We start from the raw sequence: 14,864 nt of genomic DNA, 5'->3' as shown, positions 1-14,864 counted from the left end.
TTATATCTTTAAATGCAAGAATTTCACTTTTTTATTAAATTGACTACTAAGCATGACAAGTTAATGTGATTAAGAACAAATTTTTTGATATTACAATCGTTAAAATAAAAATGATATAGGCTTGTACGTAAGTCCAAAACCCGTATACCAAAACAAACTTTACATTACATATTATTAACACAAATATAACAAACCGCTCCTGACACCATCCGACAAATTTCAACTTTTTTCACCAATACTATTTAACCACCTAAATTGTGGTATTTATTTACTTAAGCTAAGATCTCTTATTTATGCTATAATTTTTATTTTTTTAATAATAAAAACGTTTTGATTCCTCATAAAAGGTTTAATTTTTTAGAAAATTTATAACTTTTGTACTATTGATTTTGCAAGATTAAATGATTCAAAAAACACAACATAGCAAGCCTCCATGTAGCAGAAGACTTGCTATTTTTTAAGTTTTGACGAATTTCCCTTTAATAATGAAGTGAATATTGACACAGCAAAAGTACTGAACATATTTGCCGTGCTAGGGATACATTATAAAATCGAATCGTTTCTGTGCCGATCGCATTACGATTGAATAAATAACTTTGCTAATATCAAAGCCATATAATTCTAAAAATGAAAAACGAACTTCTTCCCTGATAGGAGAAGTTCGTTTTTCAACTATTTGAGCGACACTGACCAGTTAGGGTCTTTGTATCGTTTATCCACCACTTCTCTAACCAGGGTAAGCTCCTCTGGAATCTGATCTAGCTTCATAATCCGGAATTCATAAGGCTGTTTTGCCCTAAGATCCCCCATGCTGATATATCCCTCTCTCCAATGCTCAGACAGAGTTTTCTCAATCGTTGGTCCCCCCACAGCAAGTACGTTATACTGCTTACCTGTTGGATCATATGCTTTCCACTCCTCATGCATTATTTCATTATCCATTTTCCCGTAGAATGAGATGACAGTTTCATGTGTGCCTTTGTTGGCTTGCGATTTCTCAAGTGAAGCCATAACCAACTCTAGGCTATCATTTATTATTTTAAAAGTTTGGGGTTCGGTCAGCTCAGATGGTCTAAATGAAATCTTGCTTCCGTCCATTTCTGCAACCGAGTATACATCCAGGACAAAGCGGTATGGTTTATCCTCAGGCAGGTACTTGAAGGTATAACTCCAACGCATTTTTCCGTTTCCAACAACTTTATGATCAGATGTCATTAAGCTGTCCATGTAGTTCCATTTTCTTGGATTCACCGAGTGAATCTCTTCTCCACCTGTAGTTTCGAAATGAAAGCTCAACATCTGCTTTTCCCATAAATCACCGGGGGATCTTGTCATTGCCGCGTCATCAAGTTCGGTTTCCAGTTCGAAACGTCTCCTTGCACCATTCTCGTTAGTCTTTTTTACGTTTCCTTTATCATCTTTGATCGTAATCTTATTCTCATCGCCAAGACCGAGCTTGTCGCGATCATGCTTCACATTTTCATTAAAAAGTTGAAGTGCAATGGTCACTCGGGTAGGATCAGCAACAGCCTCATTAATCACCAGCGTGTAACCTTTGTCCTTCACCTTAATATGAGGATTAATCACCAATCCCAATTCCTGTGCACGTATCAGTCCGATATCCGGATTGTCCTTGGCAAACAATGACCTGAGTACTTCGGCAAATGTCGGAACGGTAGGGACAGAAACTGCACCCAGAACGAAAAAGAAAGCAACGGCTACTGCTGCCCATCTCCATCTTTTAAGGGGGAATCTCTTTTTTTATATTTTGATCAAAAAGTGATGAAAGGGTGTTATCCACTGCGGTCTCTACTGTATTAGGGATAACCAAGTCTTGTGCTTTGGACTTTAGAAATTGTTTTAGCACAGGGTCAACGTAATAATAATCCTTTTAGGCTCAGATGTAGTGTTGATGCGTCTTCTTCTACTTTAAAATCATTGAAGGTGAGTAGGAACTTCGTCACGATGGGGTTCTGTCTGGTCTCCTTCAAAAGAAATTCTTTCCACCCCTGAAACGTCGCTTTTTAGCTGAGGCAAATAAGTTTTCAACATAAGCTCCATGTCTTTAATACCGACCATTCGCAGACGTTTTTCAAGGTCGTCGACAGACACTCGAAGCCTGCGTAAATTATCTATTTCTAGTTTACCTTCATGTATGACGGACACACTTTTTCCTTTTAAGATCGACTCTATACGGTTCGAACGCAGCGTAATCCATTCAACAACGATAAGGAATAAAATAAAAGTGCCGAGTGCCAGAATCGTATTCGTCATCCCCTTGCCGCTTACTTCAGAACCAAGCACAGTACCGATTGCTAGTAAGATCATAACCTGTGGGATTGTCATTTGTGAAATGGATTTACGTCCTGCTATCCTTAGAAACAAGGTACCGATACAAGCCAAAAGAATCGTGCTCCAGACTATAATCCACATTGTGACTCCTCCTGTTTTCACTTTGCTCAGAGTATTCCCGAAATTCGGAAAATCATGAAAGAAGAGAACGGGCTTAAAGGTTTTTTGCAGCCGGTTTTATTTACTCGATTCTATTTTCCCCCATGGAATATGTATGAATATGTATCGTTGAAAATACTGAACCTTGGTTTATGAAAGTAATGGTTATGTTTCTTTTCAATGTATGAACCATGTGGTACGTTACAATTAAATACTTAATGAAAGGCAAGGTGCAACTGATACAACCATCGATATTGACCCAGGCTCTTTTGCAACTGTCGCCCAAAATTCTTCAGTAAAATAAAAAAGCCGCTATGTAGCGACTTTTTTAAGATTCAACATTCTTGCTCCAGACTTTTGTCCAGTTCCATGTGTTGTTATTCTAGTTCTATCCTCCTAAAACTGTACTTTTTAGGATGCATTTTCGAACTGGCTATTGTATAAATCGGCATAGAATCCGCCTTTGCTCAGCAATTCCTCATGATTACCCGTTTCAATAATGTTACCATCCTTCATGACCAGAATCAGATCGGCGTTCTTAATCGTTGAGAGACGGTGGGCAATCACAAAAGAGGTTTTCCCTATAGTAAGTCGGTCCATTGCTTGTTGAATCAGCAACTCCGTACGCGTGTCGACCGAGCTTGTGGCTTCGTCCAGTATGAGCATAGGAGCATCTTTAATCATGGCTCTTGCAATGGTAATTAATTGCTTTTGACCGGCAGAGAGATTAGCTTTGTCGTCCAGCACTGTATCATAGCCCTGCGGCAATGTTTTAAGGAAGCTGTGCAGACCCACTGCTCTACATGCGGCCTCTATCTGTTCATCGGTAACATGCTTTTGGGAAAAAACGATATTCTCACGAATCGTTCCTTCAAACAGCCATGTATCCTGCAACACCATGCAGAATAGTTTATGAACATTCTCACGTGTCAATTGACTAATCGGAGTTCCATCAATATAAATTTCCCCTCCGTTTAGCTCATAGAACCGCATGAGCAAATTCACGAGCGTCGTTTTACCAGCACCTGTCGGGCCGACAATGGCAATTTTCTGACCACCCTTAGCTTTCATAGAGAAGTCTTTGATAATCATATGGTCTTCGTTATAACCGAAACGGACATGTTTGAATTCGACATCCCCTTTGGCTTTATCCAGTCTTATGGTCTTGTCACTCTCATCAGCCAGTTCTTCCTCACCCAGAAATTCGAATACACGTTCACTGGCGGCCGCTGCCGATTGCAGGTTGGTCGCAGCCTGTGCCAACTGTGACAAGGGCTGTGTAAATAAGCGAATATACACCATAAAGGCCACAATTGTTCCGATCGTTATAACATGTTGGTTCACCAGCAAAGCGCCCACGATACAGACCGCAACATAACCGAAATTCCCGATGAACATCATAACTGGCATCATCAGGCCAGACATGAACTGGGATTTCCAGGCGTTTGTATAAAGGCGTCCGTTAATGCCATGGAACACTTCCTTAGCTGCTTTTTCTCCGTTATATACCTTGACTATGTTATGACCAGCATAGGTTTCTTCAATATGACCATTGATCTGACCAAGCTCTGCTTGCTGTGCTACAAAATATTTTTGTGAATGCTTCATAATTACGGTCATCAGTGAAAAACCGATCAGCGTAGCTATAATCCCGGTAATGGTCATGATCCAGTTCGTATACAGCATCATAATCAATGCGCCCACAAAAGTTGCCAGTGCACTGACAAGCGTGCCGAGACTGTTGTTTAACGTTTGTCCGATGGTATCGACATCGTTGGTCACACGGCTAAGCACATTACCATAGCTCGTAGAATCAAAATACTTCAAAGGCATATGATTGATTTTTTGGGACAGTTCTGTCCGCATTTTTTTTGTAAGATGCTGTGACACGGTTACCGTAATGAATCCTTGGAAATAATTAAAGGTAAGGCCGAGGCCATACAAAACCACCAGTACAAGAACAATCTTCTGAATAGCATTTATATCAATCCCTGTTACGATTCCTTCCTGGATCAGGTTGGCAATATCGCTGAGCTTATCTGGACCAATTACATTGAAGACGGAACCGGCCAGTGCCAGCACCATAGAGAGGATAATCATAGGCGCATAGGCCTTGATGTAGGATAAGAGCTGGCTGATGTTTTTTCTAAAATCGTTCGCTTTTTTACCAGTCTCCATCCCCTCCGTAGGACCTCTACCCATGGGACCTTGCTGTTTCATTTTGATATGCTTACTGCCGACGGTGTGTTCATTCTTGTCCATGTACGAGTTCCTCCTTCGAAAGCTGCGAATAAGCGATTTCCTGATAGGTGCTGCAATTCGCCATCAGCTCTTCATGTGTGCCGTTCCCTACAATCTCGCCCTGGTCGAGAACAATAATCCGGTCAGCATCCTTAATAGTGCCTATGCGCTGAGCCACAATGAGTGTCGTAGCATGGCCGGTTTCTTGTTTAAGCGCAGAACGCAGGACCCGGTCTGTTCTGTAGTCGAGTGCCGAGAAGGAATCATCGAAGATGTAAATCTCTGGCTGACGATAGATGGCACGTGCAATGGACAGACGCTGCTTTTGACCACCGGACACGTTCGCTCCACCTTGTGAAATCCGTCCTTGATACTGACCGTCCATTTTTTCGACAAACTCCGTACCCTGGGCAATCTCCACAGCGGCTTTGATGAGCTTCTCCGAAGCTTCTGTTCTTCCGTTATCGCCATACGAAACGTTGGATGCCACTGTACCGCTAAAAAGTACGGCTCTCTGTGGGACATACCCGATTTTGTTATGGAGTGTCTGCTGTTTATAGTTTCTGACATTCACGCCATCCACAAGTACCTCACCCTCAGTCACATCGTAGAAACGGGAAATCAGATTGATTACGCTGGTTTTACCGCTGCCTGTTGCACCAATAAAGGCAACCGTCTCGCCCTGTTTTGCCGTAAAGCTAATGTTGCGAAGCACAGGCTCCTCGGCATCGGGATATTTGAAGCTGACATTGCGGAATTCAACCTGACCCATAACGCCCTCTTCTCCAGCTGTCTCATCTCCGTCGATGATGCGAGATTCGGTATTCAATACCTCCATAATCCGTTTGGCAGAAATCGAAGCTCGAGGCATCAGGAAGAATATCATACTTACCATCATAAAGGCCATAACCACCTGCACTGCATAAGAGGAGAATACGACCATATTAGAGAATAGCGTAATGCGGTCCGGCACGGCCGCTCCGTTAATCAGGTATGTGCCAATCCAATAGATCGAGACACTCAGACCCGACATAATAAAGGTCATCCCCGGACCAACCATTGCCATTAACCGGTTCGCAAACAGGTTTGTATTTGTTAATTCGGCATTGGCCTGTCCGAACTTCTCCTCCTGATACTGATCTGCATTATATGCGCGCACCACCCGAAGTCCAGTCAGATGCTCACGTGTTACCCTATTCAGATTATCGGTGAGACGTTGGATTTTTTGAAAACGGGGAAGAGCGAAAATAACAATGACACTCAGCATCAGGATCAAGACAGCCACAGCTCCTCCTGTAGAGGCGGTCCACTGCCAGTTTTTATCCGCAATCTTTGCAATAGCCCATACGGCCAGAATGGGCGCCTTGATAATCACCTGTAGCCCCAACGCAACCACCGTTTGAATTTGGGTGACATCGTTCGTGGAGCGGGTGATGAGGCTGGCTGTTGAAAAGTTGCTCATCTCTTCCATTGAAAAAGATAAGGTTTTATCAAAGACCATCGCACGCAGACGCATGGCTAGCCCTGCTGCGACCTTTGCCGCAAAATAGCCGACAATAATAGATGCAATCATGCTGCCGACGGCACACAATAGCATGTAAATACCTGGAATCAGCAGTTCCGACATCGGCGTTCCTGCGGTTTGCAGCTTGGTTGTAATTTCGGCCATATAATCAGGCAGCTTCAAATCGAGCCACACCTGCACAACGATGAAAGCCAGGCTGCAAAGCACGAACATCCATTCATTTTTCTTGAGATATTTGAATATCTTCAGCATTCTGTTGTTCTCCTTTTTTCTGAAAATCTTAGGTGTTGGTGCCATTTAACGTACCCTGTATACGGCCTCTACATAGGAATTTAGCTTTTAGAGACAATAAGCTTGATGAGTCGGATAAACTCTTTGGCATCCTGTTCGTCGAGCTTTCGAAGAATTTTCTCGCTCCATGCGACACCTTCGTTATACCTGTCAATCATAAATTGCTTGCCTGAATCCGTAATGAATACAATCACCTTGCGTTTGTCGTTGGCATCCGTTCGTCGTATAACCATCCCTTTTTTCTCCAAACTTTTCAGCGCTGTTGCTACCCGTCCCGTACTGACGGACAAGTATTCGCTCAAATGGCCTGAAGTAACCCCGTCCTGCTGACTCAAAGCGATGAGAATCCCCATTTCGCCACGAGAGAAATGCACTCCTCGTTCCTCCAATACCGGTTTGCGTGATTTGGCGATACACTCGAATAGTTCGGTAGCTGATGCTCTATAGTCCATTGGCCGTACCACCCTCTGTATTTATCTTACACTGTAAGATAATAATGATATCCGGCTATAAAGTCAATTTGGGGAAATATGGGATGGTTGAAGAAGGATAAATTATTCACAATTGCTACAAATAAAAAAAGCCGCGATTTTCGCAGCAATAATGTGATAATGATGATTTCTCTTATTTATTATCAGCTGTTCCAATGGTAGGAAACCTTTGGACAAGAATACTCGCTTCATCAATGGTTTGTTTTACAATAGAAGCAGCAGGTTGGTCGTTAGCTAACCGAAGACCTTGGCCCGCCCAAAGTGACATATACTCGGGGCTGTTTGCTTTTGCAGCTGCCTGACGAATGTCTCGGGTCATCGCATTTTGAATAGGGTAAGCAGGGATTGTCCCGCGATATTGATGCATGTCAACCATAAATTTTGTTTGTATGCCTCTTGCAGCCTTGCCAGAGTATGCACGTGTAATTTGAGTGGAGTCCTCATTTGTTGATAGGATTTTTTGCTTGTACGTTTCGTGGGCACCGCTCTCCGGACAGGCTAAAAATGCAGTGCCCATCTGTACTGCATCGGCTCCTAACAAAAGACTTGCTGCAAGTCCCCGCCCATCCATGATTCCCCCCGCTGCGATAACCGGAATCGACACATGGTCAACGATCTGCGGAACAATAGCCATGGTGCCTATCAAAGCATGAGAGGCATCTTTCAGAAAGGTCCCTCTATGCCCGCCTGCTTCGCTCCCCTGAGCCACAATAGCATCTACACCACCTACCTCCAATTGCTTGGCTTCATCAACGGTTGTTGCAGTTCCAATAACAAATATTCCATGCTGTTTCATGGTTTGGATCAAGTCTTGAGATGGTATGCCAAAAGTGAAGCTAAAGATGGATACACGTTCCTCCAACAGTACCTGTACCTGCTCCTCAAATGATTCTGAAGACTTCAAAATCAATGGGTTTTGAGCAGTGCCAAGTTCATCGCGATATTTATTTAGATAATCTGTCATCTGGAAGATTGCTTCTTCCGACTCTTCAGATTGCTCAGGTACAAACAAGTTTACTCCGAAAGGCTGATCCGTTTGTTGCCTGATTTTTTGGATATCGCTGCGGAGTTGCTCCGGCGTTAAGTATCCGCCTCCCAGGTTGCCTAGTCCACCAGCGTTTGAAACAGCCGCTACTAATTCAGGCGTCGAAACGCCACCTGCCATCGGCGCTTGAAAAATCGGATATTGAATTTTTAGAGCACGCGTCAATTGAGTCTCGAACACTTTTAAAAACCTCCTTTTGATGAAAACTAGACTAGACATACGAGGCTACGGCGTTTTTCCTAAAAAATTCAACATTAATTCTCCAATTTCATTTGCGTGTGTTTCCAACGCAAAGTGTCCAGTATCTAATAAATGAATCTCCGCTAATGCTGTCCTATAACTTTCTTTTTTTTCTTGTGTAGGATAACGCCAATATTCTTCTCAGGCCGCCCATTTCTCATCTAATCCTTAACGATAAATATTTCTAATGAATGATAAGTCGTGATATTATAACCTCCTTTGTCTTTATAAGACCTGCCGCTTTCTAAACTAATTGTAACTTTCCAAATATATTGTGTAAAATGAATTTTCGGATCGGATTGCCTGAAACCACAGCAGCGATTCGGCTGCCATCTATTCTCACTGATTATCATAAATCTTATCTTGAGGTGGATTTGGTATTAAAAAAAACTGGAACGACGGAAGAACTTATCCAATTAGTGTTGAAATACGAGTTGGACGGGGCATTTGTAGCTGCACCAGTCCAGCACCCAGAACTCGATACTATAGAGGTTGGGGTTGAGGAACTTGCACTCATAACAGGAGGACAATTTCCCTCAATCGAGCAACCGGAACAATTACGAAATCTGACTTTACTGGTATTTCGTGCTGGTTGTTCTTATCGTCAAAAACTCATGGACTGGTTGCGTCTCAAAGGAATAATACCGGCAAAGATCATGGAATTCGGAACATTGGAGGGAATTCTCGGATGTATTCACGCTGGTCTCGGCGTTTCCCTTTTACCTCGATCAGTAATTGAGAGAGCCATGGTTCAATATACCTTTACGCTCTCATAAGATTTATGATAAATCCTGTATAACACCGACTCTATTCATACGACGTATAGATACTTGTGAAACTGCAGCTACGTCTGAATCTATACGGATTTCAAAACAGAGATTCAACCTTACTTAACCTTCCATGGAAAACGATCTGCCCAAAAGAAAAAGGAACTGTAAGCCGTGACATTATAAGACCTACAGTTGAATGCAGGCAATGCCCCACAGTTCCCAATTGAGCTTTTTAGTTGACTTTCAGAAAATAGCTACCTGAGATTCAACGTAATCAGATAATTGTATTTGGCAGCGTGCTTAAGCTCATCTAAGATGATACCGTACACCGTATCCTTATAGATGCCAGTGGGCAATCCAAACCAGATGTTGCGGTATCGTTCTACCGCACCCAGCTCTCCCATCAAGGCGCGCTGTAAACCTTCAGCATAGGAGTGCACCTTCTCATATTTCTCACTACTGATGCCTGTAATCTCCTGTCCTGTCAAAGCCCGATACATCTCTCTGAACATTTTATTATGGGCGCGCTCATCGTTACGGATGCTTTCAATAATAGCCACCTGCTCTTGTGAGGGAGCCAAATTGATCAATTCATCGTAGAACAACTCATCGTTACGCTCCCCTTGTACCGCTTCCTTTATCATTTGTACTGCTTCTCGGAATCCTGTGTTCCAGATCGGTACAAAATCGGCCCGCATATAATATGAATTTCCCCAGTAAGAAGGTACTTGATACAAGTTTGTCTCCTCCCAACGTTAGTTTACAGAAAGTATATGCGCATCTGCCCATGTCGGTTCCCAACGTTAGGAAAATGACTGTTCCGCACACTCCTCCAACGGGTCTGCAGTTCCAAATCGAATAATCGAACCTCTTGATCTGATTGTTTCTACTGTCCACATTCAACCGATTGAATAAACGATGATAGAATGATTGCTTTTAGGCAAATAATTGGTCAGTGCTATTCAACAGATTCAAGCCTCCATTGTTGATTATCATTCGATGTATACCGCCATTGCTGGATAGGAACTCCCTCTGCAGTTGATAGGCCTGTGACGTCAGCCGGTTTATTTGGTTACCTCAAGTGAACGTCCACTCTGCACATTCTTAATACTGTATTGACCGCCCCCTAGATGGGTAACACTCCATTGCTGATTTTCTTCACCTGTATAGGTTGATTTAATAACATTTGCACCTTCTATCGCATTATCAGCTTCCATGACCTTACCGTCCCTTCCAAAGCCATTCGGGCAGCAATATTGGGTGCAGATAGCCCTTTTCGATTGACGTAGTGGTTATAAATCATCGCCCAGATGGGACGCATTTTATTGCGACTGGCAGGCGATATTCCAGATTGACTATTGATTGCGCCGTTTCTACCTGATCCCCATTCATAAGTTGCAAACGGTACATCCTCACCATTGTTGTATTTGGCAACATATTCAGCAGCACGCAGGAAACGATTGTCCGCCCATCCATAAAGGTCGTCTCCCTGATTCCATGCCATTTCAGCAATTGTGGCCATAAGACCAATACCTAATTGAGTATGTGCTTGGTCCCTTCCAGACTCTTGCCATTGGGCAAGACCATCAGGATGAAGGAATGGGATTGCATTGTAAATGGACCCATTTCCTGCACCATTTTTAAAATATTCAATACCGATATCATAGATGTCCCGGCGATCACAGAATATGCCGATCGCAACGGTTGCAGCCATATTACTAAGATCCCAGTTCGCCCAGTAATTCTGTATATATGAATCATTATGACTATTGCCGTATTCATTGCCAATAAGGAATCTCTCATAAGTTCCGCTGCATTAGCCAACTCATATCCATAAATTCCCGCCGCTAAGTAGCGATCAGCATTACCGGAGATCGTTCTAAGATTTGAGGACCAGGCATTCAAAATATCACGAGCTGTATCTCCATTGGCGGTGTCCCCTGTAATTTTCCAACGAAATGCATTCTGATAAGCACGAGCTATATCATTGTAAAACACAGCCACATTTTGCCCATTTCCTCCCCGGATTATGGTAGAAGTAGCGCGTGGTTTCCATCCTGCCTGTGAAAGTAGGCTGGACAGCAATTGATTCCAACCATCCAAATAGGGCTGTCTGCCTTCATTAATCATTTGCTTAATTCGGTCAAAATCTTCATTTGTATGTAATAGACCAGGATGAGCAAATCCAGCGGATGCTGCTGCTTTTGGCAATGTCCCCTCTGTGATTCCAAATGCACTTATTACTAGGCAAAAAACAATGGATACTATCTTTTCAACATTTACATTCTCCTTGTATTAGTGTGTTTAAGATAAGTCCTCTGCTATTTTATTCTCGGTTCCTCCTTTATGTAATCATCCTTTTAATTGGTATATATACCTTTTTTTCTGCGCTATTATATTTATCGGTACCTCAATGTTTGATAGCTGAAGGGATTGAAAGGCAAAAGCAGCCCAATAGGGCTGCCCAGGCTGTCGAGAAACCCCCTGTTTTTTTAATGAGGCTTAAAATGGTCATTTTGATCAAATAAAAATGGGTCCTCAGATCGTTTTAAATCGATTTTTGTTTTAAAAGTTGATTCTCCCCAAACAAAAAATAAAGTGCCGGAAAGTCCGTTGGACTTTCTCGACACTCTGAGCAGCCCAATAGGGCTGCCTCTTCTGCTGTAACTATACTAATTACTCGTATATTTTACCCAGTCATATTCAGCGTACAGCGGATTGACTCCGTTATATGGACCTAACCAGCTATCTACTCCGATGCCATTCCACAGATTCATCATAATTTGGCCTGGCGTTTTCGGTATGTTCGTAGTTGCCGTATGCTTCAGAGCCCCGTCAACATACCACTTAATGTATCCTGGCTGCCAATCGAATGCATAGGTGTGGAAGCCACTTGATGCATCAAACCCCAGATCGATAACCTTCTCATGACCACCGACCCCGTTTGTATAGTAGTTGAATTGCACTTTTGTTGTGTCTTTTCCTAAGAATTCAATATCTATTTCATCCCATTGCGTGCCATTAGCAGGTCCCGTATATGTGAAAAAGGAAGATACGATTCCTGTATTTTTAGCAGGCTTCATGTTGACCTCGTATAAGCCGTATCCGTAAGTATTCTTCGAACGATACTCTCCGCCGTCAAATTTATTGTACGCAGAACTCGTTAAGCTAAGCTTCATTTTGCCGTCGTTAGTAAAATTGACATTGTTGGCACGCCAAGTGCAATTAAACATGTCCCCATTGGAATATCCATCTGCCTTTTGCCATGTACTCGGATTATAATAACTTAATGGTTCCCAGAACACATTCGCCGCAAAAGCGCTTACTGAAAAAAAAAGAGAAACTATACCCGTGATCACCAGTGTAAACCAATACTTCTTCTTCATAAATACACCTCCAAGAATAATTTCAAAAATGAACAAATTTGTGGAATGCGGTCTCCAGCAACGTGATACAGTCTGCCGAAAACCCAATTAATAGAGCTTGCCTGGACATTTCACCGCCGATTGCGCTCACTTGGACTAACAGGGTGGATCTCTCGATTTTACAAAAGGTCCAAAACAACTACTGTTTCGACGAGCGATTATAATGAAAATTCAATGAAGTCCACGTAGGCATCCCAAGTGCCATCATCGCTCGTCAAGGTAAGTTTGGTCTCCTGATCTCCAGTAGCGTGAGTAATATTGGACAAGGTTTGGACAGTCGGCGTTTTGCCTGTGAACTTGAAGGAACCCACATTTACTCCTCCAATAACCAAATCCACCTTGGCCGTGCCACCATTGCTTGAAGCTCCCCGCACTGAGATATTATGCGTAGGGTTGGCAAAATATTGTGAATATGAGGCGTAGTCAGCATTGGCATACAAAGCGACCCCGTTAAATGGTGCACTGATCTTGCCTGCATAAGTACCGCCAATATTCATATTCTCGGCTTCAACCTTTGTTACTGTATTTCCCCCCGTGTTGGGAGTGAACTGCCAGGCATCCAAATTCATTAGATTGCCGTTACTTGACCCAGTAAACACCAGATAAACGTTGTGAACTCCTGTTGCATTATTGATCGTGGTCTCTACTTCTCTCCAGGTCTGCATACCTCCAGTTGACGGCACTTTCAAGGAACCGACTAGAGGACCTGTTTCACTGTCAAGCCGTACTTCAATGTTGCCACCGACATTTGTGGCCACATTAGCTTTGAACGTCTTCGCTCCGGTAGAGCCAAAATCAGCCTTTCCAACAGCGATCCAGTCCCCATTATGGATGTTGGTCACATCCAGATTGTTAATCGGGCCGCCGCTGGCTTGCGTAGGTTCGGTCGTAACACCTGCTTGCCATGCAATGGTCTCCGCCTCAACTCTGGTATACGGGTTTATATTGGATAACTGAGCGATTCCTGTCATATTCCCCTGCACTTCAGAGATGCTTCCGTCCTCCTTGTGCACCAGTTTATTAATATGCGGAGAGCGATAGCCTTTTCCATCTCCAATTTGAGCCTTGCTGACCGTTTGGGCATGGTACACGACATACCATTCATTCTTGAAATTAAATACAGCATGGTGGTTGTTGCCGCCAACGCCGAAGAACGTATACGGATTTTTTAAGAAATGACCTTTATAAGTGAAGGGACCCATCGGGTTATCACTGACCATATAGCCAATTTCACCTGCAGGGTACTGTGGCGGGTGTGTTCCGGCAAAGTTCATACAGTACGAATAATAGTATTTGCCGTTGTGCTTATGAATACCGGAATCCTCAAACAGGTAAGGAGCATCAATAGTGGTAGCGCTTCCAATAACGCTTGTCATATCTGCGCCTAGTTTGATGACTCTGGCGGTTTTAGGATTTGCAATGGAAGCCGGATCGGATTCATTAGGAATTCCACCACCGCTATACAGGTATCCCGTTCCATCATCATCTACCAGTACAGCCGGGTCAAAAAGCCAAGTCACGCCAGCCATCCCAGCTGTACTATGTGTCACAAGTGCTTTGCCAAGGGGATCTGTCCAAGGCCCAATAGGCGTGTCCGCTGTCAGGACACCAATCCCTGCTCCCCCATTGGCGAAATATAAAAAGAACTTGTCTCTGCCATTTATTTTTTTATGCGCGACTGCTGGAGCCCAGGAGTTAGAGGCCCATTTGGCAATGCCTCTTCCATTGTTTTTGTTGTTGGCACCTGCGACTGGTATCGTTCCGTGATCCGTCCAGTTCACCATATCAGTGGAGGATATGACCTGGATACGATCCAGCGCACTGAAGTCGTTCTCTTTAATCGATCCATCCTTGTTATACACGTACGTATCACTTGACATGTAGATATACACTCTTCCATCATATACCAATGAATAAGGGTCAGCTCCTAATTTATGATCCATTAGCGGATTGGAATTTCCAGGTAGTTTAGCCAGTGGTCGATTGGCAGCATCTACATTTAGCATAGGAAAGACACTAAGCAATAAAGCGAAGGAAAGAAATAAAACTAGATATTTTCTAATCATAAACATAACCTCCGTTTTTTTATATGGTTTAAAGCCGAGCTATCCGTAAATTTATCAAACTTAAGAATATGCTCAGACCTCTACCCGTAAGGGAAACTGCCGTAAAAAGTGGAAAGAGATTGAATTCACTTGTAATCGCTTACAAATTATCGTTTTAGATGCACTCAACGAAAGGAACCACTATATACGTATCGTTGTATCTATGCTGCAAACATCAATATTAATCGAATAAAGTATAGAAATGTAAACATTAAGAATAAATATGTAATTTTATTCATAATAATGGTTTTATTTGGCACAATCATAACATGCTCTATCA

Annotated in this window: 13 protein-coding genes; 1 reads left to right on the top strand and 12 read right to left on the bottom strand. The window is 42.9% G+C overall.

The genetic code is table 11. The annotated features are described in order from the left end of the window. Positions 1–672: 672 nt before the first annotated feature. The 6 genes from ACQQ6X_RS03420 to ACQQ6X_RS03395 all read right to left on the bottom strand — a co-directional run bounded on the left by ACQQ6X_RS03420 (position 673) and on the right by ACQQ6X_RS03395 (position 8,224). Entirely contained in the window at positions 673–1,698 is a 1,026-nt protein-coding gene (locus ACQQ6X_RS03420) for a DUF4179 domain-containing protein (protein WP_305168125.1), read from the bottom strand. Between the two features lie 237 nt (positions 1,699–1,935). Further along, positions 1,936–2,433, bottom strand: coding sequence for a DUF421 domain-containing protein (locus ACQQ6X_RS03415; RefSeq protein WP_305168120.1), 498 nt, complete (start codon positions 2,431–2,433; stop codon positions 1,936–1,938). Positions 2,434–2,862: 429 nt separating this feature from the next. Further along, complete coding sequence (locus tag ACQQ6X_RS03410) at positions 2,863–4,713, bottom strand: ABC transporter ATP-binding protein (RefSeq protein WP_305168119.1); 1,851 nt, start codon at positions 4,711–4,713, stop codon at positions 2,863–2,865. Then, positions 4,700–6,469 carry an ABC transporter ATP-binding protein gene (locus ACQQ6X_RS03405; protein WP_305168118.1) on the bottom strand — a complete coding sequence of 590 codons (1,770 nt, stop codon included), beginning with the start codon at positions 6,467–6,469 and terminating at the stop codon, positions 4,700–4,702. Before ACQQ6X_RS03405 ends, ACQQ6X_RS03410 begins: the two co-directional genes overlap by 14 nt. An 80-nt stretch (positions 6,470–6,549) precedes the next feature. After that, the gene (locus ACQQ6X_RS03400; protein WP_305168117.1) at positions 6,550–6,960 is read right to left on the bottom strand and encodes a MarR family winged helix-turn-helix transcriptional regulator; all 411 of its coding nucleotides are present in this window, start codon (positions 6,958–6,960) and stop codon (positions 6,550–6,552) included. A 172-nt stretch (positions 6,961–7,132) separates the two neighbouring features. Beyond that, entirely contained in the window at positions 7,133–8,224 is a 1,092-nt protein-coding gene (locus tag ACQQ6X_RS03395) for an NAD(P)H-dependent flavin oxidoreductase (RefSeq protein WP_305168116.1), read from the bottom strand. A gap of 359 nt (positions 8,225–8,583) precedes the next feature. On the opposite strand from ACQQ6X_RS03395, the gene ACQQ6X_RS03390 reads away from it, so the two are divergent. Continuing rightward, a complete protein-coding gene (locus tag ACQQ6X_RS03390) occupies positions 8,584–9,060 on the top strand; it encodes a LysR substrate-binding domain-containing protein (RefSeq protein ID WP_305168115.1) in 477 nt (158 codons plus the stop codon). 248 nt (positions 9,061–9,308) lie between these two features. On the opposite strand, the gene ACQQ6X_RS03385 is transcribed toward ACQQ6X_RS03390, so the two are convergent. From ACQQ6X_RS03385 to ACQQ6X_RS03360, 6 genes are all read right to left on the bottom strand, one after another. After that, positions 9,309–9,752, bottom strand: a complete 444-nt coding sequence (locus ACQQ6X_RS03385; protein ID WP_430493596.1) for a ferritin-like domain-containing protein — start codon at positions 9,750–9,752, stop codon at positions 9,309–9,311. Positions 9,753–10,012: 260 nt separating this feature from the next. Then, the gene (locus tag ACQQ6X_RS03380; RefSeq protein ID WP_305168124.1) at positions 10,013–10,075 is read right to left on the bottom strand and encodes a hypothetical protein; all 63 of its coding nucleotides are present in this window, start codon (positions 10,073–10,075) and stop codon (positions 10,013–10,015) included. A 43-nt stretch (positions 10,076–10,118) separates the two neighbouring features. Further along, positions 10,119–10,271 carry an RICIN domain-containing protein gene (locus ACQQ6X_RS03375; protein WP_305168113.1) on the bottom strand — a complete coding sequence of 51 codons (153 nt, stop codon included), beginning with the start codon at positions 10,269–10,271 and terminating at the stop codon, positions 10,119–10,121. Further along, the gene (locus ACQQ6X_RS03370; protein ID WP_305168112.1) at positions 10,250–10,768 is read right to left on the bottom strand and encodes an alginate lyase family protein; all 519 of its coding nucleotides are present in this window, start codon (positions 10,766–10,768) and stop codon (positions 10,250–10,252) included. The genes ACQQ6X_RS03375 and ACQQ6X_RS03370 overlap by 22 nt, the downstream gene beginning before the upstream one ends. Positions 10,769–11,726: 958 nt before the next feature. Beyond that, entirely contained in the window at positions 11,727–12,440 is a 714-nt protein-coding gene (gene bglS / locus ACQQ6X_RS03365) for a beta-glucanase (RefSeq protein WP_305168111.1), read from the bottom strand. A 197-nt stretch (positions 12,441–12,637) separates the two neighbouring features. Further along, the gene (locus tag ACQQ6X_RS03360; RefSeq protein WP_305168110.1) at positions 12,638–14,545 is read right to left on the bottom strand and encodes a carbohydrate-binding protein; all 1,908 of its coding nucleotides are present in this window, start codon (positions 14,543–14,545) and stop codon (positions 12,638–12,640) included. Positions 14,546–14,864 lie beyond the last annotated feature (319 nt).

Source organism: Paenibacillus ottowii (assembly GCF_050516475.1).
GTDB lineage: Bacteria > Bacillota > Bacilli > Paenibacillales > Paenibacillaceae > Paenibacillus > Paenibacillus ottowii.
The sequence above is the reverse complement of the archived record's forward strand: the minus strand, read 5'-3'. Positions and strand labels throughout refer to the sequence as shown.

What these genes read in the sequence shown, in the direction of transcription:
- ACQQ6X_RS03415 (WP_305168120.1), bottom strand. Translation starts at nt 2,433, where the DNA reads ATGTGGATTATAGTCTGGAGCACGATTCTTTTGGCTTGTATCGGTACC.
- ACQQ6X_RS03375 (WP_305168113.1), bottom strand. Translation starts at nt 10,271, where the DNA reads ATGGAAGCTGATAATGCGATAGAAGGTGCAAATGTTATTAAATCAACC.
- ACQQ6X_RS03410 (WP_305168119.1), bottom strand. Translation starts at nt 4,713, where the DNA reads ATGGACAAGAATGAACACACCGTCGGCAGTAAGCATATCAAAATGAAA.
- ACQQ6X_RS03360 (WP_305168110.1), bottom strand. Translation starts at nt 14,545, where the DNA reads ATGATTAGAAAATATCTAGTTTTATTTCTTTCCTTCGCTTTATTGCTT.
- ACQQ6X_RS03405 (WP_305168118.1), bottom strand. Translation starts at nt 6,469, where the DNA reads ATGCTGAAGATATTCAAATATCTCAAGAAAAATGAATGGATGTTCGTG.
- bglS (WP_305168111.1), bottom strand. Translation starts at nt 12,440, where the DNA reads ATGAAGAAGAAGTATTGGTTTACACTGGTGATCACGGGTATAGTTTCT.
- ACQQ6X_RS03385 (WP_430493596.1), bottom strand. Translation starts at nt 9,752, where the DNA reads ATGCGGGCCGATTTTGTACCGATCTGGAACACAGGATTCCGAGAAGCA.
- ACQQ6X_RS03400 (WP_305168117.1), bottom strand. Translation starts at nt 6,960, where the DNA reads ATGGACTATAGAGCATCAGCTACCGAACTATTCGAGTGTATCGCCAAA.
- ACQQ6X_RS03370 (WP_305168112.1), bottom strand. Translation starts at nt 10,768, where the DNA reads ATGGCTGCAACCGTTGCGATCGGCATATTCTGTGATCGCCGGGACATC.